The following is a 23,118-nucleotide window of genomic DNA, read 5'->3' on the forward strand; positions in this document are numbered from 1 at the left end:
GGTAACACAATGAAAAAACTGTTTATCGCGTTGATGACCACGACCGCCGCCATGTCACTGGCGGCGTCGGCGCAGGCCGCCGACAAGTTGAAGGCATGCTGGGTCTACACCGGCCCGATCGGCGATTTCGGCTATTCCTACCAGCACGACCAAGGCCGCCTCGAGGTGGAGAAGGCGCTCGGCGACAAGGTCGAAACCGCCTATCTCGAGAACGTCTCGGAAGGTCCCGATGCCGATCGCGCTTTCGAGCGTCTGGCGCGCGAAGGCTGCAAGATCATCTTCGGCACCTCTTTCGGCTTCATGGACCCGGAAGTGAAGGTCGCCAAGAAGTTCCCCAAAGTGATGTTCGAGCACGCCACCGGCTACAAGACCGCTGACAATCTCGGCATCTACAATGCGCGCTTCTATGAAGGCCGCTACGTGCTCGGCCAGATCGCCGCCAAGGAATCGAAGGCAGGGGTCGCCGGCTATATCGTTTCCTTCCCGATCCCCGAAGTGGTGATGGGCATCAACTCCTTCATGCTCGGCGCGCAGTCGGTCAACCCGAACTTCAAGGCCAAGATCGTCTGGGTGAACTCCTGGTTCGATCCGGGCAAGGAAGCCGACGCGGCCAAGGCGCTGTTCGACCAGGGCGCCGACATCATCGTCCAGCACACCGATTCCACTGCGGCACTGCAGGTGGCGGAAGAGCGCAAGCTGCACGGCTTCGGCCAGTCCTCCGACATGATCAAGTTCGCGCCGAACGCGCAGCTGACCTCGCTGACAGACGAATGGGGGCCGTATTACATCAGCCGCGTTCAGGCAGCGCTCGACGGCACCTGGAAGCCTGACAATGTCTGGCTCGGCATCAAGGACGGCGCCGTCAAGCTGGCGCCCTTCACCAACATGCCGGACGATGTGAAGGCGATGGCCGAGGCAACCGCCAAGAAAATCGCAGATGGCTGGAACCCATTCACAGGACCGGTCGCCAAGCAGGACGGCACGCCGTGGCTCAAGGACGGCGAAGTAGCCGACGACGGCACGCTGCTCGGCATGAACTTCTATGTGAAGGGCGTCGACGACAAGTTGCCGCAGTAAGTATCGGAAACGCAAAAGAGAAGGGGCGCCGCCCGGCGCCCTTTTTCACTTCGCGGGCTGCACGCTTCGACTGCGAAACCGCGCCGAGGGCTGTGCCAAAAATCCGAGGGCGCCGGGAGGCGCCCTTTTTGGTAATTTTCTAAACCGCCGAGCCGTAAAGGTCGTAGGCGTCGGCGCGGTCGATCTTGACCGTGACGATGTCGCCTTGGCGCAGCGGACGGCGCGACTGGATGTGCACCGAGCCGTCGATCTCGGGTGCGTCGTATTTGGTGCGGCCCTTGGCCGAGGTGCCGTGCGCCTCGTCGATCAGCACCGGCAGGCGCTTGCCGACCTTCTTGGCCAGTTGCGTCGCCGAGATCTTCTGCTGGCGCTGCATGAAGCGGTGCCAGCGCGCTTCCTTGATCTCCTGCGGCACTTGTTCGAGGCCGAGATCGTTGGAACGGGCGCCTCTGACCGGCTCGTATTTGAAGCAGCCGGCGCGGTCGATCCTGGCTTCGTCCAGCCAGTCGAGCAGCATCTCGAAATCCTCGTCCGTCTCGCCGGGAAAGCCGACGATGAAGGTCGAGCGTATCGCGAGGTCGGGACACACCTCGCGCCAGCCGCGAATGCGCTCCAGCGTCTTTTCGCCATGGGCTGGACGGCGCATGTTCTTCAGCACCTGCGGCGAGGCGTGCTGGAAGGGGATGTCCAGATAGGGAAGGATTTTTCCATCCGCCATCAGCGGGATGACATCGGCGACATGCGGGTAGGGGTAGACATAGTGCATGCGTACCCAGATGCCGAGCTTGCCCAGCTCCTCCGACAGGTCGAGGAATTTCGCCCGCACTTCGCGGTCGCCGAACATCGACGTCTGGTACTTGATGTCGATGCCGTAGGCGCTGGTGTCCTGCGAGATGACCAGCAATTCCTTGACCCCGGCCTTGGCCAGCTTCTCGGCCTCGCGCAGCACATCGGCCGCCGGGCGCGAGACGAGGTCGCCGCGCAGTGCGGGAATGATGCAGAAGGTGCAGCGGTTGTTGCAGCCTTCGGAAATCTTGAGATAGGCGTAGTGGCGCGGCGTCAGCTTGACGCCTTGCGGCGGCAGAAGGTCGATATAGGGATCGTGGCTGGGCGGCGCCGCCTCATGCACCGCGGCCATCACGCTCTCATAGGCCTGCGGGCCGGTGATGGCGAGGACGTTGGGGTGCTTCTCTCGGATGACGTCCGGCTCGGCGCCGAGGCAGCCGGTGACGATCACCCGGCCGTTTTCCGAAAGCGCCGAACCAATGGCGTTGAGCGATTCGTCGCGGGCTGAATCGAGAAAGCCGCAGGTGTTGACGACGACAAGGTCGGCGCCGTCATGCTTGCGCGCGATCTCATAGCCTTCGGCGCGCAGGCGCGTGATGATGCGCTCGGAATCCACAAGCGCCTTCGGGCATCCAAGGCTGACGAAACTGACGCGAGGCGCAGACATGAGAAAACATTCCGGGTTTTTTCGGGATCGGCGGCCAGTACCACACTTATTGCGGCATTGGTATGGGCAGCGGCTGCGGCGAACGCGACCACTGCCTCCGGCAGATACCCGTACTATACAGAAGCTGTAGGACCGGCAGCGTCAGCTCACCACAGGACTGACATGCGGCCAGACCTCGACGAGGCCGCGATAGACCATATCGATCGCGACGTAGAGAATGATCAGCAAGCCGACATAAGCGATCCAGCGGTGGCGGTGCAGCAGCTTGGCAATGAAGCTCGCGGCCAAGCCCATCAAGGCGATCGACAGCACCAGGCCTATGACAAGCACCGGAAAATGATCGCGCGCCGCACCGGCGACCGCCAGCACATTGTCCAGCGACATCGAAACATCGGCGACGACGATCTGCAGGGCCGCCTGGCCGAGCGTCTTGCGCGGCGCCTTGCCCCCCACCGTTCTGTCGCTGTTGAGGTCGGAATCGGACAGCGCCTCGGTCGCCTCGAACTCGTCGGCATGCGACGTCCGCAGCTCGCGCCACATCTTCCAGCACACCCACAACAAAAGGATGCCGCCGGCCAGCAGCAGGCCGACAATGGCAAGAAGCTTGACGGTGACGGCGGCAAACAGGATGCGCAGCACAGTCGCCGCCAACACGCCGATCAGGATGGCTTTCTTGCGCTGCTCGACCGGCAGGCCGGCGGCGGCAAGGCCGATGACGATGGCATTGTCGCCGGCAAGCACCAGATCGATGGCGATGACCTGGAGGAGAGCGGTCATGCTTGCAGCGCTGAAAATGTCCATCGACCGGAGCCCCTTGCTGTATCGGCGTGTTCGTCGTCGGATATGCCGACGCCCTAACGTGTATGGTTCCCGCGCGTCAAGAGACTGCCGGCGCGATTCCAGGAAAAGTCCCTAGCGGTTTCCCGCCCCAAATCAGGCAAAAACAAAGAGTTAGAGTGAGTCAGCTGCTCTATAAAAAGCTGAACCGCTCTAACGGCCGACGCTGAAAGCCACGGGAATACGGAAGGTCGTTCTGCCAGAGAGAATTCTGGTCGCAGCGAATTCAGTCGTAGAGATTGTACTTCGCCCAGTCGGCTTCCGGAATCTCGTCGCCGATGCGGTAACGGAACTGCAGGACCTCCATATGGTCCGGCGCCGTCTCGCATTTGAACTTCAGCCGGTACCACTGTCCCTTGCTGCGGAAGGCAGCACCCGGGCTGCGGATGACATCGGCTTTCATTTCCGGCGTCGCGAAGGCGTAGGCGACGACGCGGTCTGCCTTGTACTTGTGGTCGTCATGGCTGATGCGGTCGAGCACTTCGGCGTCGCATCTCTGCTCCAGCCGGGTCTCCGGGTCGAGTTTCAGCAGGCCGGCGCGCAGGGCGGCGTCCATCGCGTGGGCGGGCGAGGCCAGCGTCACCGAGGCCAGCGCCGCAAGGAATAGTTTTTTCATGGGCGGGAGAACGACCATAACTCGCGTGAAAAATCAACCGGAGTGCCATTTTGGGGCAGCCGGATATGCGCGGAAATCGTCGTTGGCCGGGCAGGGTGTCTTGGCGCAGCCGCTTTGACACGTCGCCGGCGCCATTCTTAATTGTCCGGGCTGCCATGCACCGATTGCCTGTTTCGCCATCTTTGCGCTTCTCGCGATCGCGGCACCCACCGCCACGGCCGCAAGGCGATATAGACAGCGAGGAAGGCTCTTTGTGCAAGGCCGGCCTCGCTGTGCCAGACCTCCCTTATCCCCGCCGCCCGCAAGGCCCTTCGTTGGGTGCTGTTGCGGTCCCAGCGCCGGCTGATGCTGCCCGCCCGGTAGTATTTGTGGCAGAGCACTTGCGGCACGCGGACAAAGCCGCCGAGCAGCGACAGATGCAGAAGCCAGGTCCAGTCGGCGCTGAATTCGCCTTGGCTGTTGGGCTTGATCCCGCCGCTACGGTGGAACGCCCAGGCCCTGAATATCCCACGATTGGGAACCCACCATCCATGCGGCTGGCGCGCCATCGCCCGGCCACGCGCAAAACCGTCCTGCAAGCCCTCCAGCAGGTCGAACTTCCACGTGGCACTTTCGCCGCTGACTTCGATCACTTCGACGTCGCTGAACGACAGTACGGCCGCGGGATTGGCATCGAGCGCCCGCACCAGCGCCTCGATATAGGTTGGATCGATGACGTCGTCATGGAAGGCAAAGAACATCAATTCGCCGCTGGCATTGGCCATCAGATCGTTGGAGTTCTTCAGCCATCCCAGGTTTTTGTCCCGGCGCAGGATACAGACATCGTCGCGGCCGCCGGCGAAGGCTGAAACGATCTCGAATGTCGCGTCGGTCGAATTGTCCTCGCCGACCAGGATCTCGATATTGTCCCAGGTCTGCGCGGCGAGGCTGTCCAGCGTACGCGAAATGAATGCCGCCGAATTGTAGCACGGCACCAGCGCCGTGACCTTCGGCCGCCAGCCGGATCGAAGCTGGACTTGTTTCTGCGCTACCTGCTTCGCGCCGCCCTGTTCTGTCTCACCCATTCACTCGATCCCGCAGATTTGCCGCGCCAGCCTGTCGGCAAGCCACGGCGCCGTCGAATATTTACCTGTGTCGACCGAGATGTAGTTGCCCAGGCGGTTGACCCCGAATTGGTCGCGGCGATGGATCGTGGCTTTCGGGTCGCTGAGCGAACCACGCCCTTGCGCAAACACGAAGCCGCCGCGTACCTCAAGCTCCTCGGCATCGTCGAACATGCTGGAAACAACGGGCACCAACCGAGTGAGCGTGGCGCGAACGTCGCCGATGAACCGCTGTCGTGCGTCGGCATCGAGCGCTTGTGGCGTTTCGATCGACAATACGCCACTCTCCGCAAGCAACCCGCTCGGGTACCAGGAGAGATAGAAGTTGCGCCCGTCATAGTTTTTTATGTCGCCGAACGGGCCAAGGGCGACGACCGCGCACGGCACATCGACAGGCTGGCTGGTGCGGCCGAACAGGCAAAGCCTGTAGCGGTGCGACCATCCGGGAACCGGCTCGATGCCGGCCGTGCGGTCGACAGCCAGCCGCCCCTCCCAAAGGCAATTGACGACGATGTCGAACGCCTCACTTTTTTCGCTTGCGACCGCCACGCGCCATTTCCCGTCAATTCCGTCCACCGGCTGTGCCGACAGGACTTTGGACGCCATCCGCAAGCTGATATTGGGTTCACCCCGAAGCGCCGCGCAAAGCCGGTCGGCAACCCATCGCGTGTTGACGGATCGCTCCGGCACCTGGAAGCCCCCGACGATCTGGTCCGAGTTGGTGACATCGGCCAATTCAGTTTTGGAAAGCCGATTCGATCGCGCCGCCGATACGTCGGCAAGGTAGCTGGTGGCGTCAGCGTGGCTGCGCACCAATACATCCACACGTTCAAAGATCGCCCCCAGCGCCTCGGCAGCGACGATCGAGTTGCGATGGACCAGATAAAGGTCTTCCGAAAGGGTCGTGTGCGCTTCCAGATTGCTTCCGATCAGCTCGGAAACAAGCCTGCCGAAACACAGTCCTCCCGAAAGCAGATGCCGGGCGGTCAGCAGCGAGGGATCGTTCCCGTAGAGATAGCCGAGATGAATCTTGCCCTCGTTCCAACGGCTGGCGCAGGCCATCGGCTCGCTCTCCTTGTCGAAGAGGGACACCGCGTAGCCTCTGCGGGCCATCATGAGAGCGAGGCTGACGCCCATGATGCCGGCGCCGAGAATAGCCATTCTGCCGCGAGGCGCTGTCATGTCCTGGCGCGCATCGCGGCCTCTCCTTTCCCGATGAGTGTCATCAGGGGTTCGATACGTAGTTTTCAGGGTCGTATTCGGTATCGCAGAAAACCAGCAAAGACGGGTTCTCGCCTTCATAGGTCTGCAGCGCCCACACCGGGGCATCGACCAGCACCGCGCGGTTCGATGCGGTGAGCGTCAGCCGTTCGATCTGTTCCTGATAGCGAAATTCGATGCCGATCTGGCCCGACAGCTGCATCATCAATTGCCGGCCCGAGCCGTGTGCATGTCCGCCCCGCGACGTGCCGCGCGGCGCGGTGACGACGAACGCCCGCACGGCTTGGAAATTGTAACCGCTGAACTCGATAGCGGTCAGCATTCCCCTGGGATCGCAATGTAACGAAGTGGGGATCTCGGTGACCTTGCCGCCAAAGAACGTTCGATGCTGCATAACGTAAGCCCGCCAGATGCCGGTCGAAATTTACCTCAGACTAGCGCTTATATCAAAAGACAGAGAATACAACCACTTAGGCGGTGTTTTGGGACACAGCAGCGGATCGATGTCGAGCTCGGCCTCAGGCCGATACGGTGCCGACTACCGAAGGTCGCCGCGCCGTCACGACTTCTGAGTCGCGGCCGAAACCACGGCTTAAGACCTTGGTCCGAGCGGTCTAGGACCTTTGAGTTCGGAAGGCCGGCCGGTCCCAACGAGGGTGATCTACTTCAGCAATTTCAAAGAGTTATGCTGGTTGGCGTTTCGCCGGCCGGCCGCTTCGTTCTCGCAATGAAAGCACAGCTATATCCAAGTTTACCCTTTGTGTTAGCGATTCCTCATGTTGCCCGCTATAGCGGTTAGTGGCGGTGGCAATCTCGGAGGTAGTTATGACATCCCGAAAGACCCTTTTTGCTGCATTTGCGGTGTTCTCGCTTCTGGTGTCGCCGGCCCTGGCTGCTGCTGGTGGCAACGGCCATGGTAACGGCCATGGCAATGGTAACGGTAACGGCAATGGCAATGGCAATAGCGGAGGAAACGGTAATGCTGGCGGCAATGGCGGAGGCGGCGGTTCGCTCGGCAAGTCGGCATCCGCCAAGGGCCAGGTCGCCAAGGCCGCTACCGGTTCAGTGTCCAAGGAAAAGAATATCCATGCCAAGCTGGGCCGATTGAACTCACTGCAGCGCAACGCCAACGCCTTTATGCACTCCAAGAGCAAGAACTTCGCTGGCGTGCAGGCTTTTGTGACACAGTCGGCAATAGCCAAGAACGCTCAATCGGCGCTCGATGCCGCTAATCAGGCGGTTGCCGACGCCAAAGCGGCGCTCGACGCGCTGAATGCGAAAGCGGCTGACCCGAATACCCCGCCCGAAGATGTCCCGACGCAGGCCGACCTCGATGCAGCACAGGCAGCGCTCGATGACGCCACCCAGGATGCGGCCGCTGCTCAGACCGCCGCCACAGCTGCCGCTGCCAACGTCCCATCGATCGATGCAGCCCTTGCCCAAATGGCCAACAAGCCCGTTGACCCTGAGGTGACAGATTGGGCCAATAGCGTACTTGCCGACAAGATCGACCAAGTAGCCGCCAAGCTGGCGCCGGCCGCGCCTTAAGGCCCCATGCGGCGGCAGCGATCCAATCGACGATAAGCCGTCGGGTCCGCCCGGCGGCTGCACCTTTCTCGCCTATCTGCAGCGTTGGTCCCAATGCAGGTCCGAGATTCTGGTCATGGCTATTTTGCGAAATCTCCAGCCGGGCCGCCGTCCTCAAGGCTGAATTCATGCGTGCTTCGCGCATCTTCATCGACCACACGAAACCAATGCTCCTGAAGCGCTCTAGGCGACACCCTTTGGCCCGTGACCTTCTCTACCGCAGATAACGGATCATCGGTGCTCGTGGCCTGAGTTGAGACACACTCCTCTCCATGCCACTCTTCCACCTGGTACTCTGGCATGCCGGCCTACCTACCGCTCCCCAGAGCCTTCGCTTCCCGCTCCAGCGTCTCGCGTCGGTTGCCGTGCTTCGCGATCAATTCCTTGACCTGCTGCGGGGTGATGCCGGCCTTGGTGGCGAAATACTCGACTTCATAATCCTCATCGGCAGAGACGCGGTCCCGATCGCGGAAGTCCGTCTTCGTTTTGTCGTCGGCCATTTGCTTTGCTCCTGGTTGAATGATCAACCGCAACGTGCAGCCGCAGCCTTTTGTTGCAGCGGAGCCCGGATTTCCGAAACGGTCACATGGGAAACGGCCCTCAGTCGCAGGAGGTGCTGGTGTTGCTGTAACTTTGAACGGAACGGTTCTTCTCCTTGACGGTTGTGACGTGAAGGAGATGCCTCATGTTTGAAAGTGTGATGTGGTTGATCGTCGTTGCTGGTGGGCCACTGTTGCTGGCCCTATTGATGGCATACGTTCTTATGACCCGACGCCACCGTGGTCCTGCAGAACGCATGGAAAGCGACCGCGCGACCAAACGGCTCTATCGCCAGGACGAACGTTGATCCTGAGGCTGGCGCAACGTTTGCGCTCACGCTGGCCCGCTGCCTCGCGGTGGCAGGCTTCTTCGTTTTAGGAAGTTAGGAATAACTTAGGAAAGATTTGGCCCTCTTTGAAAATACAGAGGCAATTCAGCACGGTAGCCAAATATCTGGCGGAGGGAGTGGGGTTTCGTTTAACGTCCGTAGAAGTCGCAGTTGTCCAGAAAAGTCCGCAAATTCAACGCTGTGAAGCGACAATTTGTCTAGACTGATCCGAGATAGTCCGGCACATTCCGACATTCCCGTGTGGGTAGGGATGTGGGAACGTCATGGCCGGCCTCAACAAACTCAGTGCAATCAAAGTCGAAAGGATCGACAAAGTTGGCCGATATGGCGATGGCGGCGGCCTCTGGCTGCAGGTCTCAAAGGTCGACAAGAATGTCACCAAGTCCTGGCTGTTCCGATATACCCGAAATGGCAAAGCTCGACAGATGGGGCTCGGCAGCTTCAATACATTTGGGCTGAAAGAAGCCAGAGAGCGGGCCACTAAGGCCCGGCAAGCTGTGGCGGACGGGATTGATCCAATTGAAGCGCGTCGCAGCCAAAGGGCCGCCGCGCTGGCCGAGGAGGCCAAGCAAATCACGTTTGCCGCGGCCGCGGAGCATTATATCAAGGCGCATAAGTCGGGTTGGAAAAACGACAAGCACGCCGACCAGTGGACGGCAACCATCGAAACCTATGCAAACCCCACCATCGGAAAGCTTCCGGTCTCCCTGATCGAGACCGCCCACATCATCAAGGTCTTGAAACCCATCTGGCAGAGCAAGACTGAAACGGCGAGCCGAGTGCGCGGTCGAATTGAGAAAATTCTGGGCTGGGCAACAGTCAGCGGTTTCAGGTCTGGCGACAATCCGGCGCGATGGAAGGGCCATCTTTCTGAGATCCTGCCAGCCCGCTCCAAGGTGGCAAAGGTTCGCCACCATGCCGCCTTGGCATACGCTGACGTGCCGGCGTTCATGGCTCGCCTGCGAGCCTTGGACAGCATATCGGCGCGGGCGCTGGAATTCACCGTGCTGACGGCGGCGCGCACGGGCGAGGCGATCGGCGTGCGTCGAGAGGAGGTGGATTTCAAATCCAAGCTTTGGACTGTGCCGGCGGAGCGTATGAAGGCCGACAAAGAGCACCGTGTTCCGCTGACCGATCGTACGGTTGAAATCCTTCAGACAGTGCCCGAGATCGAGGGGAATCCATTTTTCTTCCCCGGCGCCCGCGACCGCCAGCCGTTATCCAATATGGCGATGCTTGGGTTGCTAAAGGGCATGGATGGCACGGCCAGCCTAACTGTCCATGGTTTTCGTAGCGCCTTTCGCGACTGGTGTTCGGAGCAGACGAACTACCTGCCCGAGCTTGCCGAGGCGGCGCTCGCACACTCCTTAAAGGACAAGACTGAGGCCGCTTACAAGCGGGGAGATGCGCTAGCGAAACGCCGCAAGCTTATGGAAGCGTGGGCTGGATACTGCGCGAGGTCCGGCAGCGGGACCGTAGTTCCTATCAGGGCAAAGGGATGACCAAAGGTGTCAGTTGGCCCAAAGGTCAAGGGCCTTTCAATCTCAATCGGGCCGAGTGTTGTGCGTGGGTCGCGGACCGCCTTACGGCACAGCTGATCGAGTTGCATGGCGCAAAGGTGAGGTCGCCGGGGCAAATCGCTGAGGTCAAACGTCGTGCGCTGGAACTGCTGGAAGCATCGATCCGCCACCAATACCCGCCGCCGGCTGGACTAGCAGAGCTGTTCAAGCTGAGCATGGCCATCGGCACTCCGCGCACTGCCCGGGGCGATCTGTTCATTGAAGCCGCGCGCGTCAAAGCAGAGACGGGGAAGACTGGCCGGACGTTGACTCGGGAACTAGCGTCCCGTGGCCATCGCGACGCAAGACATACGACCGTTGTCACTTGGGAACGAACGGATGATTTCCGCCTCTATGTGCAATTCTTCACCGGCCAAGAGGATTTGCTGATCAACCCCGATGCCGACTAGCGTGCCGTCAAAATAGAATTGCGACACACCCAACCGATCGTCTGATCTCGACCGAGCACGTCCAAGAGGGCGAGCCCATCAGAAGGATCAGGGTCCATGAACAAGGCCATTTTGCGGATCAAAGACGTCTCCCGGCGCACCGGCCTCGCCCGGTCGACCATCTATGAAATGATGGACACCGGCACGTTTCCAAGGCCGGTCAAGCTTGGGCCGCGGCAAGTGGGCTGGGTCGAGGGCGAGGTCGACTCTTGGATTGCCGCCCGCATTGAGGAACGCGACAAGGCCGCGTAGGCGGGGGGGCGTTCCCCATGGTTCCCGCGCACATTGCAACACGCTCGTCGCCGCGAGAGCGGGCTATCGCCTGGCTCGCCGCGACGCCTTGGCAGCTGAGACCGCGGCCGCTCGTCCCGTTCCTCCGCCAGGAGTTTGGTCTCACGGCTGCAGAAGCCTGTCACGCGATCGCTGAGGCTCGCGATGCCGACCAGCACGGCCAGCCGGCCGCCCCGTCACCGGCGGCGCCGCCGCCGCGCCGGCCATAGGAGAGTCCGTTGTCTGACAAACTGAAACCGGCCGATTGGTTACGTTTCAACGTCAAAGAATTTATGACCATGCGGCGGCGTCTCACCCCGGTTGAGGTAGCAGCTTTGATGGACATCATCTGTGAAGTGCACATCCGAGAGGCACCTTGGCCGGAGGATGTAGGCCGGCTTGCCAAGAGCTGTCAGACGACGACACCAGCCATGAGGAAGGCGATTGAGACGCTAGTTAGCGAGAACTTGGTCATTCGAACACCAGGCGGCCTATGGTCCGATTTCAGCGGGGACGAGATCGCCTATCGCAAAAGTCGCTCAGAGGTAAATGCAGGAAATGCATACAAGCGTTGGGGGAAAACTGAACAAAATCAACGGTCGAAAAATGCAAACGCATACAAGAGTCGTAGAGCACAAGAGGTAGAGGAGGGTGAGGCCCCCAAAAGGGGTCCTCACCCAGAAGTACCGCCGCCCAGCTCTACGCCCGACGTTGTAGCCACTTCACCACTCTCAACTGGAGGAGAATCGGAAGAGAAGCGCTTACGCGCCTCTTCCGATTCCAGTGGTCGCGCCACTCAGGAGCATAATTACCAACTGCCGAGCGAGGCGATCCAAGAGAACGGGGACGAAGGCGATTCGTGGCTATCAACCCCAATGCCCGGCGAACCTGGCTACATTGGTTTTCCGTATGACGCAGAAGACAACCAACTCGCCTACGTGGGTGCAAATGTCGATTACCCCGACGGCGGCGGCGAATGCATCATGACTGCACTGCATCCCGAGCAGAGGCGAATAACGCTGACCACTGTAGCCACCGGCGAGACCTGGCAAGTTGGTGTTCCGGAATTCGTCGTTTTCTTAGACGCCCCCCCAAGGAAGCCCATTGAGAACGAAAACGATGATGAGGGCGATCACGACAACGTCGGCGACGTCGACGAGAGCGAGCCGGATGACGAGATCCCCCTCGATCTTGACCCTCATGGCGACGGCCGTCCAGCCGCCGACCCACGAAACAGAACCTGAGGAGAAATGCATGCCGAAAAATCAATCCGACCAGCTCTCGATGATCCCCTTGTTCGAGCAGACGGCCACGATCCTGTGGTTTCCGGTTCTCAAGCGCCGGCACGTGGCCAATGGCGCCGCAAGGCGCCTGTTGGCCGCGCCAGACCGTCCAGAGCAGCTGCGGCGGTGGAGATGCGAGCGCGGGAAGCTTCGCCAGGAAATGCGTGCGCTTGGCCTCGACGAGGACCAGATCGCAGCCGAACTGAAAAGATTTTTCGATGTTGTCGGGTTCGAAGCGTGGAAGATTTCGCGTGTCCCGGCCAGGGGGAGTTCCGATGGCGGCGCCGCGTGATGACAATATCGCGCGCCGAAGTCCTTAGCGCACAAGGAGGTGCACGCGGGGAAGGGCGGGCGCGCGTCGGCGTTTCCCGGAAAACTGGCAAAAATTCCGGTTTTTTCATCGCCTTGACGCCGGAGTTAGAATGACACGGCGGAAGGTATCTCTGCCCGATTTGACATCTTTCGGCTTGGTAATGCTCGGCAAATCCAATAGGTTCAGATTCCTATGCACGTTTGTACCCACAAACTGGACTCGAAAATGGCACAGAATCGATCGCGAAAGACCGGCCAGGAGGCCGAGATTGAGGCGGACGTCCCCGCGAATCCCCGGCAGCACTTGGCCGACATCGACAAGCGCAGCGCGGGCGGCCGGCGCTTCGCTCAGATCGTCGAGGGAATTCTGGAAGAGATCGGCGGGACGCCGCGGCCCGCGCAAGTGCACTTGGCACGCGAAGCGAGCGCTTTGATCGTGGCCGGCGAGGTCCTGCAACTGCGCTTAACGCGCGGCGAGGACGTCGACAGTGCCGCGCTCGCGACAAACTGCAATGCGGTTGCTCGACTTTTCGAAGCTCTCGGAATCGACACCGTCCGGCCGCCGGATGACCGACCCGAGCGGATTCCAAGCATGCGAATTTTCGGATGATCGTATCGCCGAGGCCCGTTGGTGGCGGGCCCGGCAGCTGGCGCGCCGGCTTGAGGCCTCCGGCCGGCGCGCACGTTCTGTAGAAGGCTGAGTTGGAGTAACCCCGATGGCCCTTTCCCCGAGTCTCGATCCCGCGAACGTCGCGCGCTATCGCAAGAAGGATCCTCGAGCGGACACAGTCCAGCCGGATCCCGAACTCGATAGCCTCGCCGCCGCCCTCGGCGCGGCCCAAACGGCCGCGGCCGAGATCGACACCTTGGCCGCGACGGTAGCTGCCGACAGGAGCAAGCCGCCCGCAGAGAACGCGATCAGACTCCGTGCCGCAGCGACGTCTATCGGGCAACGCGGTGTCGCGCGCCTCGATTTGGCGTTGGCTCGCACACAAGGCGAGCTCGATCGTCTGACGACCGGCACATGGGCGCCGCCCGCGCCAAAGACTGCGATCGAGGAGGCTCGTGCCAGCGAGCTTCGAACTGTTCTGCGCAGCTTGGCGCCGAAGGATCGCACAACGGCGATCGGCGAACGCCTGGCCGCCGGAGACGATGTCTTTCTTGCTGCGATACTGGCGGGGATCGACCCACTGATGACTGGCATGACGACGACAGAAATCGACGCCGTTCGCCATCGCTGGCGCCAGCAGAAATTTCCGACCGAGCTGGACCGGATCGATCGGCTTGCGAAGGCGGCGGCGGCGGCCCGCCGCGCCGGCTTGGCGTTCGTCGCCCACGTCGAGGCGCATGCCAACAGCCAGCCAGCACGCCTCGCCGAGATCGCCGCCAAGGCCGCCGCCGACGCGGTCGCAATCGCCGCAGCCGGCAACCGAGCCTGAAAACGAGGAGAAGCCCAATGCCCGACGATGCTTTTGACTTTCCGAGCACACTGTCGACCCTGGCCGGCGTGCCGGATGCTCTTCGCGACTGTTACGAGGCTGCTGGCGCCGGCTTCGCGCTGACCCAGCAAGCCGGCGACGCCTTGGCCGTGCACCTGGCCGAGGTCGCCGCACTCGAAACGGCCCATGCGGCGGCCATGGGGGCCGCTGACAGGGCTATTGCGGAGCGCACTGACACATTGCACGGGATGATCGCCCGCACTGCGATCGGCGACGCCTTTGACGCACAAGGCGTGCCGGGCAAAATCGCTCCGGCCGGTCTGGCCCTGTTTCTGACGACGCACAAAGTCGAGATCGAGCCGGCCGACGATGGCGACGGCCACGTCGCGCTTATCCGCGACGGCTTTGGCCTTCGAAGCGTCGAGGCTTCAGTGGGTGCATGGCTGTCCAGCGACGAGGGCAGGGTGTATGCGCCGACGCCAAAGTTTCGTGGCGAATTTGGTGCGATGATCTCAGCACTTCGCACTCGAGGATAAACGCGCTCAGCCTAGCACCCTTACCCTATGCAGCTACGTCCATTGGGTCTTGTAGGGCGGTCACTTCAGCGCCGATTGACGGCGCTAGTCGGCCGATATCCGAGAGAAGATATATCAAAGCGTCTTTGAACTTATCTGCTAGATAGAAGTACCTATGATCAACTTCGCGCGGATCCGCTGCTCCCGTCGAAGCAGACACTAGACTCAGTATAGATAGTCTATGTGTCAAATCACAATGATCGTAGTCGTCTCTGTTAAGCCAGAAGCCGCCATCGTATATAAGGTTATTTCGAAAATTAGATATTTTTTCAAAATCCAGTTCGCGCAAATTATTTCCGAGATCGCCAGCATTGTCGGGAAGGACAAGCGTTCTGCACAGGCGTGAAGTTATGTCCCAAAGCATTTTATGCGTGAGATGCTCATCCAACCGATGAGCAGTTAGGATGTCGAACGCTTCAGCCCTTGTTTTTCCAGACTTATAGCTACGAGGAACGAATATATCCAAAAACAACTTACTGTGCCTCTCCACACTAACTACGCCTAGCAAGTAACAGAAAGCTTTGGCTCCATAAAAACACGCGTCGTACCCTGCAATCACTCCCCAGGTTGGAAACCCTTGAGCTATGGATTGCCGCGCCACGTTACGGCAGTAAGAAAATTTTCGGGCAAGCAGAATTATTTCCCTAAATACGCTTTCCCGGATACCTTCAACGTACGGTAACTCTTTGTCTGGCTGTAGATTTTTGAACAGCTCCGCGGCAGACGCAAGATCCCAGAGCGTAGGACCCGGAAATTCCTGGGACATGTCCAGAATAGGAAGGTATTCAATCCATAGATCCCTGAGGACCTCCCACCTTCGATGAGGCAGCTTTTTAATGGCTACCATATCATTCGAGCTTTAGAACTATTGAAGAATTATCGTCCGTGAATGCCTCTTGGATGCTTTCGATGAGATCATCTCCGGCTTGCACTTCAGCGCCAGACCCTGAGCCGAGCTCTGTCCACGCTTCAAAATCAAAGTCGCTGATCTGTGCAAATACCTTTGTTATGGCCGACACCGAAAAAGCCTTGTACCGCGTCAGAGCCAAATTCAGTATCAGTGGGAATGCCCTCCACGCGCCACCAAATCCAATAGTCCGAAAAAATATATCTCTGTCCCAAGCCTTTGGGAACGAAGTGGCGATGCCCCTAAAGTAGTTATTGATCGCGCCCTCCTGCTCAGGCTGGGTGTATAGGCCAAGCGCTCCGGACTGGCGGACGATGTGGGGACGAAGAACTCTTGCAAAGTTAACCAGCGAAATCTCGCCGGCCTTCGCGTTACGCGTGAAAATTAGGCGTTGGAAAAATACTGACGACTCATCTGTGTTAAGGCGCCGAGCAATATCCGCAATGCGCTCGTCAGTCACTTCCTTTTCGGTCTTGCGACGCGGCAAATCCTTCAGCAAATCGATATACAGCGAGGCGGGCACCCCCCGCGCTTCCCGATTGATGGTGATGAACAATTCAACTTGTTCTTCGATCGCCGCTCCTAAAAAGGCGACAACCGGCAAGCTGACGTCGACACCTTCCTCAGTGGCTTCGAACGCTCCAGCTAAGCGATGCTGCCCATCAATTACCCACCCGATATTTTCGTCATTAGGCAATCTTAACTCACCGGAATTTATATCGAAGCTGCCGGCATCGAAGGACACAACGATCGCACCAGGCACTATGCCGCCCTGCATGATGTATCTAGCGATCCCCCTTACACGGCTCGGGGAGAGTGCGCGCTGATATCCTTCACGCTTGTCCTCTGATCGTCTGTTGATCTGGACAAGTTTATAAAGTTGCGATGCGAGCATCGTAAAGTAATAGAACGTGTGCTTGCCCTGATTGATAGGGACGGCCGGTATCACTACGGCCTTTTTTGCCTTTGGAGCAGTTTTTGGCTTGGCTGGGACCTGAGCTTTGGCGGCAGTTGGAGCTTTCGCTTTAGTGGAAATCGGCCGTTTCGCTTTTTGGTTCTTCATCTCTATCTCTTTTCGAGGCGGCAAAGTGTGACGGTGTCTTTGTGAGAGACAGGTTTGTGCTTGGGACGAAGATAGGCTCGTCGACCGAACGAAACTTGAGGGTGCCGCGGTTGAGAGCTTGCAGCCGCTCATTCCCGATCGCAACGTAGTCTGGATTGAGATCACAACCCATAAAACTACGTCCTTCGATAAGAGCCGCCACTCCCGTTGTAGCAGAACCGGCGAAGCAGTCGACAACTGACCCGCCTTCTGGGCTCAAAGCTCTCACAAGACGTTGCGCCAATGCTACGGGAAATTGGCACGGATGTGCGGTCTTTTCGACATGATTGGCCTTCACATTTGGAATGTCCCAGACATCGGAAGGGTTTTTTCCGAGCGGATTTCCACTCCACTGGCCTTTCTTTGGCCCACGGTAATGCCTCTTGCCTGGATATTTCTGCGGCACTCTGACGGCATCAAGATCGAAATGATAGTTGTCGCCCTTCGAGAACCAGAGCACGGTTTCGTGCCTCCCGCTGAACCGACGGTTTGAGTGGGTGCCATGGCCGAAAGTCCAAACGATCCGATTGCGAAGCAAGAAATCTGGCATAACACTGAACGCGGCGTATGCGAGAATGTCCAAAGGGACATCGACTCCACCCTGCACATGGTGGCCGACTTGCCAGCAAAGATTTCCACCGGGCTTCAGGGCTGTCGCTATCAATGGCGCCAGCCTCTCGTGAATTCGCGTGAAGTCATCCACTTTTAACGAGGTATCGTACTCCTTACCCATGAAATAGGGAGGCGAGGATATGATCAAATCTACCGACTCTGGCTCCAAAGCGGTCAAAAAGTGCAGCGCATCGTCCAATATCATTTTGTATGTCATTTTAGCTGTCGACGTCATTTTTGCACCGCTGGCCGTGAGCCCCGACTAGTTACGCGATTCGTATCGGAAGATCCATGAGTTTAACAAGTCGACGGCTTGAATGCCGCCTCCCACGCTCCTTCTTCTATGGCAGGCAGGCGCTTAAATCACCTATCCAACAGGCGTGGGTAGCTATGTACAAGCCGAAACAACAATTGCAAAAATTACCTAAATATCAATATGTTAACTAGGAGAGTGGCGGAGGGAGTGGGATTCGAACCCACGGTGGGCTTGCACCCACGCCGGTTTTCAAGACCGGTGCCTTAAACCGCTCGGCCATCCCTCCAACGTGACTTTTCAATCATCTAGGAACATCAACCGACCCAGTGAACGACAGTTGGTATCGAATGATACCTATCCTTCCGGACCAGCTTGCGGTTCATTTCTCTAGAGCGTTGCCCATCGCCAAGTCAACCATCGGCGCTGCCATGGATAATAGGGGGTGGCGTTCGTTACCCGAACGGAGCTGCGAACCCGTTTTCGAAGGAGCCGGGATCTAATTGCGATCCTTGCTGCCGACCTGCACAAGTTGCAGAAGACCCAGCACGACAAGTGCGAGCAAGGTAGCCAAAGCCGCGATCTGCCAGAACCCGAGCCCAACCGCCAGGCCTATGGCGCCTGCCAGCCACATGCCCGCCCCAGTGGTAAGCCCTTGAACCTCGCCCTTGGAGAAGAAGATCAAGCCCGCGGCCAGAAATGCCACGCCGGCAGTCGTGGCTTCGATCAAGCGGATAGGATCAATGGCGATTTCCTGACCATCGAAGACGTGAAGATGAGTAATCTCGATCGTGAGGATGGCAATTAGAGCCGTCGCAACACAGACCAGGATGTGTGTCCTCAATCCGGCCGGTCGGTTACGCCATTCGCGTTCGATCCCAACGATGGAGCCAAGGACGGCCGCGAGCAAAAGCCTGGCTGAAATTACGGAAAAGGGCAGCCACGTCTGTTGCCCGAAACGTTCAATGAATTCATCCATGAGGCGCAGAACGTATCTCGGGTCGGTCGGTTCCAGGCAGCCGCGCTTCATGCCACAGGTTCACTTCCAGACTCCAAAGGACAGAGGTCTCGGATGCCTCCTCACAGGCGCCCGGCCAGCCCGGGACCTGGCCGCCACATTCCTGCCCGGTTCCGGACACAATCGATTAATACGCTGATAAACAATTCCTGCGCACAAGGGATGGGGATTGGCGCGTCGCAGGCATTGCTCATCTGGCTCCGCCGAAATTCTAGAAGCGGCGCCTGTGTCGAGACGGTAGGGGACATCGGAAAACATGCAGACCACGACGCATCGGCGTCTTCGTCGCGCTCCTGCTTTGGTGTTGTGCGCTCTTTCGGCTGCGTTGCTGGCCGCGTGCGCGTCGCCGCAGTCCGAGCCGAAAGCCATGGTCTACAAGAAGCCTCGCTCGAAGGAATATTTTGCCGAGACCGAGTACGGCGTGAAGGCCAGCCCGCGCGTTCAGTACATGCGGCGCGGCGGCGGCCGCGACCAGTTGGGCAAGCCCTATCAGGTGCGCGGCAAGTGGTATTACCCCAAGGAAGACAAGCGCTACGCCAAGGTCGGTCTCGCCTCCTGGTATGGCGATGCCTTCCACGGTCGCCTCACAGCCAATGGCGAAGTCTACGACATGACCCATCTGACGGCGGCGCATCCGACCATGCCGCTGCCAAGCTACGCCCGTGTCACCAACACCGAGACCGGAAGCTCGGTCATCGTGCGCGTCAACGACCGCGGCCCCTATCACGAGGGACGCATCATCGATGTCTCGGAACGCGCCGCGCAAATGCTCGACTATGCCAAGGTCGGCACGGCCAGGGTCAAGGTGGAATATATTGGCCGCGCACCGCTCGACGGCGACGACGACCAATATCTGGTCGCCTCCTACCGCCCGGGCAACCGCCCGGACCCGTCCGATGGCTTGCCGACCGGCGTCATGGTGGCGATGAACGGACCTTCGCCGAGCCTATCTGTTGGCGCACCCCCTGCCGTAGTGCCGTTTCCTGGTCAGTTGACGAATTCCGACACACAGCCAGTGATGTCGATGCAGGCACCGGCCTCAAGCGATGTGACGCTGCCTGAATTCGGGCCGATCGTGCCTCAGCGCCCGGAATCGCCCTTTGCCGTGGCTTCGCTCTCCTATGCGGATGAGCGCGTACAGCGCGCCGACGTCTTTGCAGCGCTTGACGACCAGGGCATGTCGCCAGCCGACATCCTGCAATCGTGGAAGAAATCCAACCCGCAGGCATCGCCTGCCGTTTCCGACTATGTCGCCGCCGGATCCTTCGACGATGCCGCCGAGGCAAAGCGGGTGGCTGCGGCTCTCGAACCGTTCGGCAGGACCGAAATCCAGAGCACCGAACTCGACGGCAATGACTGGTACGCGGTCAATCTCTATCCGGATGGCCATGGCAATGTCGACGACCTCTTGCGCGCGGCATGGTCGCATGGCGCGCCGGACGCGCTGGCTGTGCGCAACTGACCAACAAAGGCACGCCGGTTTTGTCATTGCGCGGTTGATCCGCCGGGAAGAAGCCTGATAGCGTTGCGGCAAGTTTCTGCCGGCTAACAGTCGAGCCTCTTCATGCGATTTCGCCTTTTCCACCCTTTTGCCGGGCTTTTTGGCCTTGGCTTCTTGCTTGCCGCGCTGGTTCCGGCCAACGCGCAGCTTTTCGAGACCAAGGCGACGCAGGCTTTCATGATCGATGCCGAAACCGGCACGGTGCTGTTTTCCAAGGATGCCGACCAACCGATCCCGCCGGCCTCGATGGCCAAGCTGATGACGATGGAGATGGTCTTCAACGCCATCAAGTCGAAGCGCATGAGCCTCGACGACACCTTCGTGGTTTCGGAAAATGCCTGGCGCAAGGGCGGTGCGCCTTCGGGAACGTCGACCATGTTTGCCAAGCTCAAATCGGCGATCCGGGTCGAGGATCTGATCCAGGGGGTCACCATACAGGCCGCCAATGACGGCTGCATGGTGCTGGCCGAAGGCATGGCCGGTTCGGAAGAGAATTTCGCGGCGCAGATGAACGATCGCGCCCGCCAGATCGGGCTCGCGAAATCGACATTCGTCAATTCGACCGGCCTGCCGGCCGACGGCCAGCAGACGACGGTGCGCGAACTGGCGCAGCTTGGCCTGCATATATGGCGCGAATATCCGGATCTCTATCTCTATTACGGCCGGGCCGATTTCACCTGGAACAAGATCTCGCAAAAGAACCGCAACCCGTTGCTGGCCATGGGCATCGGTGCCGATGGGCTGGCGGTCGGGTCGAGTGAGGCGGGCGGTTTCGGCATCGTCGGCTCGGTCAGCCATGACGGGACGCGGGTGATCGCGGCGATGAGCGGATTGGCCAACGACCGCGAGCGCGCCGAGGAAGCGCGCAAGCTGCTTGAATGGGGCGTCCGCTCCTTCGAGAAGACCGAGATTTTCGCCAGCAACGAAGTGGTCGGCGAGGCCCAGGTGTTCGGCGGCGCCAAATCCAGCGTAGCGCTGAAGGCAAAGGCGCCCATCGACGTCCTGCTGCCGATCGCCAACCGCGACAAGCTGACCGCCAGGATCGTCTATCAGGGGCCGGTATCGGCGCCGGTGGAGGAGGGACAGCCCGTCGGCGCGCTGCGCGTCTGGATCGGCGACACGCTGAGCCAGGAAACCCCGCTTTTCGCCGCCGAATCGGTTGGCGTCGGCACACTGCCGCAACGAGCGTTTGATGCCGCCAGGGAACTGGCCGTAGGCTGGCTGCGTTGAGTTCCTGCGGCGTGGACCTTTTCTCGGGCGCGGACTAAGACACCAGCGCAAAGCAGGACAAAGGCCTTTCGATTGGCAAGCGGATTTTTCATCACCTTCGAAGGCGGCGAGGGCGCCGGCAAGTCGACGCAGATCGAGCGGCTGGCCCAGAAGATGCGCGCCAAGAAATACGATGTCCTCCTCACCCGCGAACCCGGGGGGTCACCCGGCGCCGAGGCGGTCAGGCACGTGCTCCTGTCCGGCGCCGCCGAGCCTTTCGGGCCGAAGATGGAGGCGTTGCTGTTTGCCGCCGCACGCTCCGACCATGTCGAGCAGGTCATCCGGCCGGCGGTGGAGCGCGGCTCCATCGTGCTTTGCGACCGTTTCCTGGATTCGTCGCGCGTCTATCAGGGCGTCACCGGCGGCCTCGATCCGGCTTTCATGGAAGCTCTGGAGGAGGTCGCCATCAACGGCATGATGCCGGACATGACGCTGATCCTTGACATTGACCCCGCCGAGGGCTTGCGGCGCGCCGCCGCGCGGCGTGGCGCCGAGGACGGTCCGGACCGCTTCGAAAAGGAGACGCTGGACATCCACCAGCGCCGCCGTGACGCCTTCCTGGCGATCGCAACCGCCGAGCCGGACCGCTGCATCGTGATCGACGCGTCGGCGCCTCCCGCTACGGTGGAGGATGTCATCACCGCGGTGGTGTTCGCCGCACTTGAGGCGAGGGCGCCCGCGCGCAACCGACAGGCGGCGCCCGCATGATCTTCGAACGCATCGCTCCCGAGCAGCACGACACGCTGGACGGTGTACCGGAGCCGTCCGAGACGCTGCGCCTGGTCGGCCATGAGCAGGCGGCCGCGATGCTCGCTGCCGCCTATCGCTCGGGAAAACTGCCGCATGCGGTGATCTTTGCCGGGCCGATCGGCATCGGCAAGGCGACGCTTGCCTTTCACCTGGCACACCATCTGTTGAAGCATCCGGCCTTCGACCAGGCGCCGGATGTGTTTGCCGTTCCCGATCCGGCCTCATCGCTGTTTCGCCAGATCGCCACCGGGGCGCATCCCGGCGTGCTGCATCTGACCAGGCCGCTGAACGACAAGACCAAGAGCTTCAAGACGGTCGTCACCGTCGACGAGATCCGCAAGGTCAACCGCTTCCTGTCGCTGACCTCGCATGACGGCAGCTACCGGGTGGTGATCGTCGATCCGGCCGACGACATGAACACCAACGCCGCCAATGCCTTGCTGAAGAACCTCGAGGAGCCGCCGAGCCGCACGCTGTTCATCCTCATCGTGCATGCGCCGGGCAGCCTTTTGCCGACCATCCGCTCGCGCTGCCAGATGGTGCGGCTGACGCCGCTCGATGCCGGCAGCCTGATGAGCGTTCTGGAAACCGTCGAGCCGCCGCCACCTTCCGATCCTGCCGCGCGCGCGGCACTGGCGGAACGGGCAGGGGGCAGCGCCCGCAATGCGATCCTTCTGACCCAATATGGCGGGCTGGAGATTGCCGGCACGCTCGACGCCCTGGTCACGTCGGGCAGGAGCGACATCGCCGGCGCCTATCGCCTTGCCGAGGCCGTCGCCGGCCGCGACCAGGCGATCCAGTTCGACATCTTCAACCGCCGCGCGCTCGATCTGCTCTCCACCGGCGCCAGTGAAGCCGCGCTGGCTGGGGATCTCGCGCGGGCGAAAACGCTGTCCGACACTTGGCACGAGGCGCTGAACGCCATATCTGAGACCGATACCTACAATCTTGACAAGAAGCAGCACGCCTTGACCATGATCGACCGCCTGAATTCCGCAATGCGAATGTGACCGGTTTCGGCATTGGGGCGGGATGG

Annotated in this window: 26 protein-coding genes and 1 tRNA gene; 15 read left to right on the forward strand and 12 right to left on the reverse strand. The window is 60.3% G+C overall.

The window, feature by feature from the left end:
• The first annotated feature begins 9 nt into the window (after nucleotides 1-9).
• Nucleotides 10-1,077, forward strand: a complete 1,068-nt coding sequence (locus NKJ57_RS18705) for a BMP family ABC transporter substrate-binding protein (RefSeq protein ID WP_023668961.1) — start codon at nucleotides 10-12, stop codon at nucleotides 1,075-1,077.
• 139 nt (nucleotides 1,078-1,216) lie between these two features.
• Here the strand turns inward: NKJ57_RS18705 and rimO are convergent, their stop codons facing one another.
• From rimO to NKJ57_RS18735, 6 genes are all read right to left on the reverse strand, one after another.
• Nucleotides 1,217-2,530 carry a 30S ribosomal protein S12 methylthiotransferase RimO gene (gene rimO, locus NKJ57_RS18710; RefSeq protein WP_023691314.1) on the reverse strand — a complete coding sequence of 438 codons (1,314 nt, stop codon included), beginning with the start codon at nucleotides 2,528-2,530 and terminating at the stop codon, nucleotides 1,217-1,219.
• 141 nt (nucleotides 2,531-2,671) lie between these two features.
• The gene (locus NKJ57_RS18715) at nucleotides 2,672-3,331 is read right to left on the reverse strand and encodes a TerC family protein (RefSeq protein ID WP_023682529.1); all 660 of its coding nucleotides are present in this window, start codon (nucleotides 3,329-3,331) and stop codon (nucleotides 2,672-2,674) included.
• 262 nt (nucleotides 3,332-3,593) lie between these two features.
• Nucleotides 3,594-4,001, reverse strand: a complete 408-nt coding sequence (locus NKJ57_RS18720; protein ID WP_352512010.1) for a DUF930 domain-containing protein — start codon at nucleotides 3,999-4,001, stop codon at nucleotides 3,594-3,596.
• A 119-nt stretch (nucleotides 4,002-4,120) separates the two neighbouring features.
• Nucleotides 4,121-5,047: a glycosyltransferase family 2 protein gene (locus tag NKJ57_RS18725; protein ID WP_352512008.1), complete on the reverse strand. Its 927-nt coding sequence runs from the start codon at nucleotides 5,045-5,047 to the stop codon at nucleotides 4,121-4,123.
• Nucleotides 5,048-6,415 carry an FAD-dependent oxidoreductase gene (locus NKJ57_RS18730; protein WP_352573748.1) on the reverse strand — a complete coding sequence of 456 codons (1,368 nt, stop codon included), beginning with the start codon at nucleotides 6,413-6,415 and terminating at the stop codon, nucleotides 5,048-5,050.
• The gene (locus tag NKJ57_RS18735) at nucleotides 6,312-6,701 is read right to left on the reverse strand and encodes a sugar 3,4-ketoisomerase (protein ID WP_023832183.1); all 390 of its coding nucleotides are present in this window, start codon (nucleotides 6,699-6,701) and stop codon (nucleotides 6,312-6,314) included. Before NKJ57_RS18735 ends, NKJ57_RS18730 begins: the two co-directional genes overlap by 104 nt.
• Before the next feature lie 431 nt (nucleotides 6,702-7,132).
• On the opposite strand from NKJ57_RS18735, the gene NKJ57_RS18740 reads away from it, so the two are divergent.
• Nucleotides 7,133-7,855 (forward strand): hypothetical protein, encoded by a 723-nt coding sequence (locus tag NKJ57_RS18740; RefSeq protein WP_023668954.1) that lies wholly within the window; start codon nucleotides 7,133-7,135, stop codon nucleotides 7,853-7,855.
• Nucleotides 7,856-8,202: 347 nt separating this feature from the next.
• On the opposite strand, the gene NKJ57_RS18745 is transcribed toward NKJ57_RS18740, so the two are convergent.
• Entirely contained in the window at nucleotides 8,203-8,394 is a 192-nt protein-coding gene (locus tag NKJ57_RS18745) for a DUF3606 domain-containing protein (protein WP_023668952.1), read from the reverse strand.
• A 185-nt stretch (nucleotides 8,395-8,579) separates the two neighbouring features.
• On the opposite strand from NKJ57_RS18745, the gene NKJ57_RS18750 reads away from it, so the two are divergent.
• The 9 genes from NKJ57_RS18750 (at nucleotide 8,580) to NKJ57_RS18790 (ending at nucleotide 14,631) form a co-directional block, all read left to right on the forward strand.
• A complete protein-coding gene (locus NKJ57_RS18750; protein ID WP_023691300.1) occupies nucleotides 8,580-8,741 on the forward strand; it encodes a hypothetical protein in 162 nt (53 codons plus the stop codon).
• Nucleotides 8,742-9,046: 305 nt separating this feature from the next.
• Complete coding sequence (locus tag NKJ57_RS18755; protein WP_352512007.1) at nucleotides 9,047-10,285, forward strand: tyrosine-type recombinase/integrase; 1,239 nt, start codon at nucleotides 9,047-9,049, stop codon at nucleotides 10,283-10,285.
• Nucleotides 10,282-10,752 carry a hypothetical protein gene (locus NKJ57_RS18760; RefSeq protein ID WP_352512005.1) on the forward strand — a complete coding sequence of 157 codons (471 nt, stop codon included), beginning with the start codon at nucleotides 10,282-10,284 and terminating at the stop codon, nucleotides 10,750-10,752. The genes NKJ57_RS18755 and NKJ57_RS18760 overlap by 4 nt, the downstream gene beginning before the upstream one ends.
• Nucleotides 10,753-10,848: 96 nt before the next feature.
• Nucleotides 10,849-11,043, forward strand: a complete 195-nt coding sequence (locus tag NKJ57_RS18765; RefSeq protein ID WP_352512004.1) for a helix-turn-helix transcriptional regulator — start codon at nucleotides 10,849-10,851, stop codon at nucleotides 11,041-11,043.
• A 257-nt stretch (nucleotides 11,044-11,300) separates the two neighbouring features.
• Nucleotides 11,301-12,305 (forward strand): DUF1376 domain-containing protein, encoded by a 1,005-nt coding sequence (locus NKJ57_RS18770; RefSeq protein WP_352512003.1) that lies wholly within the window; start codon nucleotides 11,301-11,303, stop codon nucleotides 12,303-12,305.
• 10 nt (nucleotides 12,306-12,315) lie between these two features.
• A complete protein-coding gene (locus tag NKJ57_RS18775; RefSeq protein ID WP_352512001.1) occupies nucleotides 12,316-12,636 on the forward strand; it encodes a DUF6074 family protein in 321 nt (106 codons plus the stop codon).
• A 246-nt stretch (nucleotides 12,637-12,882) separates the two neighbouring features.
• Entirely contained in the window at nucleotides 12,883-13,266 is a 384-nt protein-coding gene (locus tag NKJ57_RS18780) for a hypothetical protein (protein ID WP_352511999.1), read from the forward strand.
• Nucleotides 13,267-13,372: 106 nt separating this feature from the next.
• Nucleotides 13,373-14,095: a hypothetical protein gene (locus NKJ57_RS18785; RefSeq protein ID WP_352511997.1), complete on the forward strand. Its 723-nt coding sequence runs from the start codon at nucleotides 13,373-13,375 to the stop codon at nucleotides 14,093-14,095.
• A 17-nt stretch (nucleotides 14,096-14,112) separates the two neighbouring features.
• The gene (locus NKJ57_RS18790; RefSeq protein ID WP_352511995.1) at nucleotides 14,113-14,631 is read left to right on the forward strand and encodes a hypothetical protein; all 519 of its coding nucleotides are present in this window, start codon (nucleotides 14,113-14,115) and stop codon (nucleotides 14,629-14,631) included.
• A gap of 25 nt (nucleotides 14,632-14,656) precedes the next feature.
• On the opposite strand, the gene NKJ57_RS18795 is transcribed toward NKJ57_RS18790, so the two are convergent.
• From NKJ57_RS18795 to NKJ57_RS18815, 5 genes are all read right to left on the reverse strand, one after another.
• Nucleotides 14,657-15,517 (reverse strand): hypothetical protein, encoded by an 861-nt coding sequence (locus NKJ57_RS18795; RefSeq protein WP_352511993.1) that lies wholly within the window; start codon nucleotides 15,515-15,517, stop codon nucleotides 14,657-14,659.
• A gap of 1 nt (nucleotide 15,518) precedes the next feature.
• Nucleotides 15,519-16,640 (reverse strand): DGQHR domain-containing protein, encoded by a 1,122-nt coding sequence (locus tag NKJ57_RS18800; protein ID WP_352511991.1) that lies wholly within the window; start codon nucleotides 16,638-16,640, stop codon nucleotides 15,519-15,521.
• On the reverse strand, nucleotides 16,603-17,526 hold the full coding sequence (locus NKJ57_RS18805) for a DNA-methyltransferase (RefSeq protein ID WP_352573749.1): 924 nt from the start codon (nucleotides 17,524-17,526) through the stop codon (nucleotides 16,603-16,605). Before NKJ57_RS18805 ends, NKJ57_RS18800 begins: the two co-directional genes overlap by 38 nt.
• A 217-nt stretch (nucleotides 17,527-17,743) precedes the next feature.
• Nucleotides 17,744-17,833, reverse strand: a tRNA-Ser gene (locus tag NKJ57_RS18810).
• A gap of 210 nt (nucleotides 17,834-18,043) precedes the next feature.
• Nucleotides 18,044-18,523, reverse strand: coding sequence for an MgtC/SapB family protein (locus NKJ57_RS18815; RefSeq protein ID WP_027050850.1), 480 nt, complete (start codon nucleotides 18,521-18,523; stop codon nucleotides 18,044-18,046).
• A 295-nt stretch (nucleotides 18,524-18,818) separates the two neighbouring features.
• On the opposite strand from NKJ57_RS18815, the gene NKJ57_RS18820 reads away from it, so the two are divergent.
• The 4 genes from NKJ57_RS18820 (at nucleotide 18,819) to NKJ57_RS18835 (ending at nucleotide 23,092) form a co-directional block, all read left to right on the forward strand.
• Nucleotides 18,819-20,024 carry a septal ring lytic transglycosylase RlpA family protein gene (locus tag NKJ57_RS18820; protein ID WP_023701721.1) on the forward strand — a complete coding sequence of 402 codons (1,206 nt, stop codon included), beginning with the start codon at nucleotides 18,819-18,821 and terminating at the stop codon, nucleotides 20,022-20,024.
• 102 nt (nucleotides 20,025-20,126) lie between these two features.
• On the forward strand, nucleotides 20,127-21,293 hold the full coding sequence (locus NKJ57_RS18825) for a D-alanyl-D-alanine carboxypeptidase family protein (RefSeq protein WP_023668950.1): 1,167 nt from the start codon (nucleotides 20,127-20,129) through the stop codon (nucleotides 21,291-21,293).
• Between the two features lie 72 nt (nucleotides 21,294-21,365).
• Nucleotides 21,366-22,040: a dTMP kinase gene (gene tmk, locus NKJ57_RS18830; RefSeq protein ID WP_023701723.1), complete on the forward strand. Its 675-nt coding sequence runs from the start codon at nucleotides 21,366-21,368 to the stop codon at nucleotides 22,038-22,040.
• On the forward strand, nucleotides 22,037-23,092 hold the full coding sequence (locus tag NKJ57_RS18835) for a DNA polymerase III subunit delta' (RefSeq protein WP_023745049.1): 1,056 nt from the start codon (nucleotides 22,037-22,039) through the stop codon (nucleotides 23,090-23,092). The genes tmk and NKJ57_RS18835 overlap by 4 nt, the downstream gene beginning before the upstream one ends.
• Nucleotides 23,093-23,118 lie beyond the last annotated feature (26 nt).

The sequence above is a fragment of the Mesorhizobium sp. M0077 genome (assembly GCF_040322955.1).
In the GTDB taxonomy this organism is placed as follows: Bacteria; Pseudomonadota; Alphaproteobacteria; order Rhizobiales; family Rhizobiaceae; genus Mesorhizobium.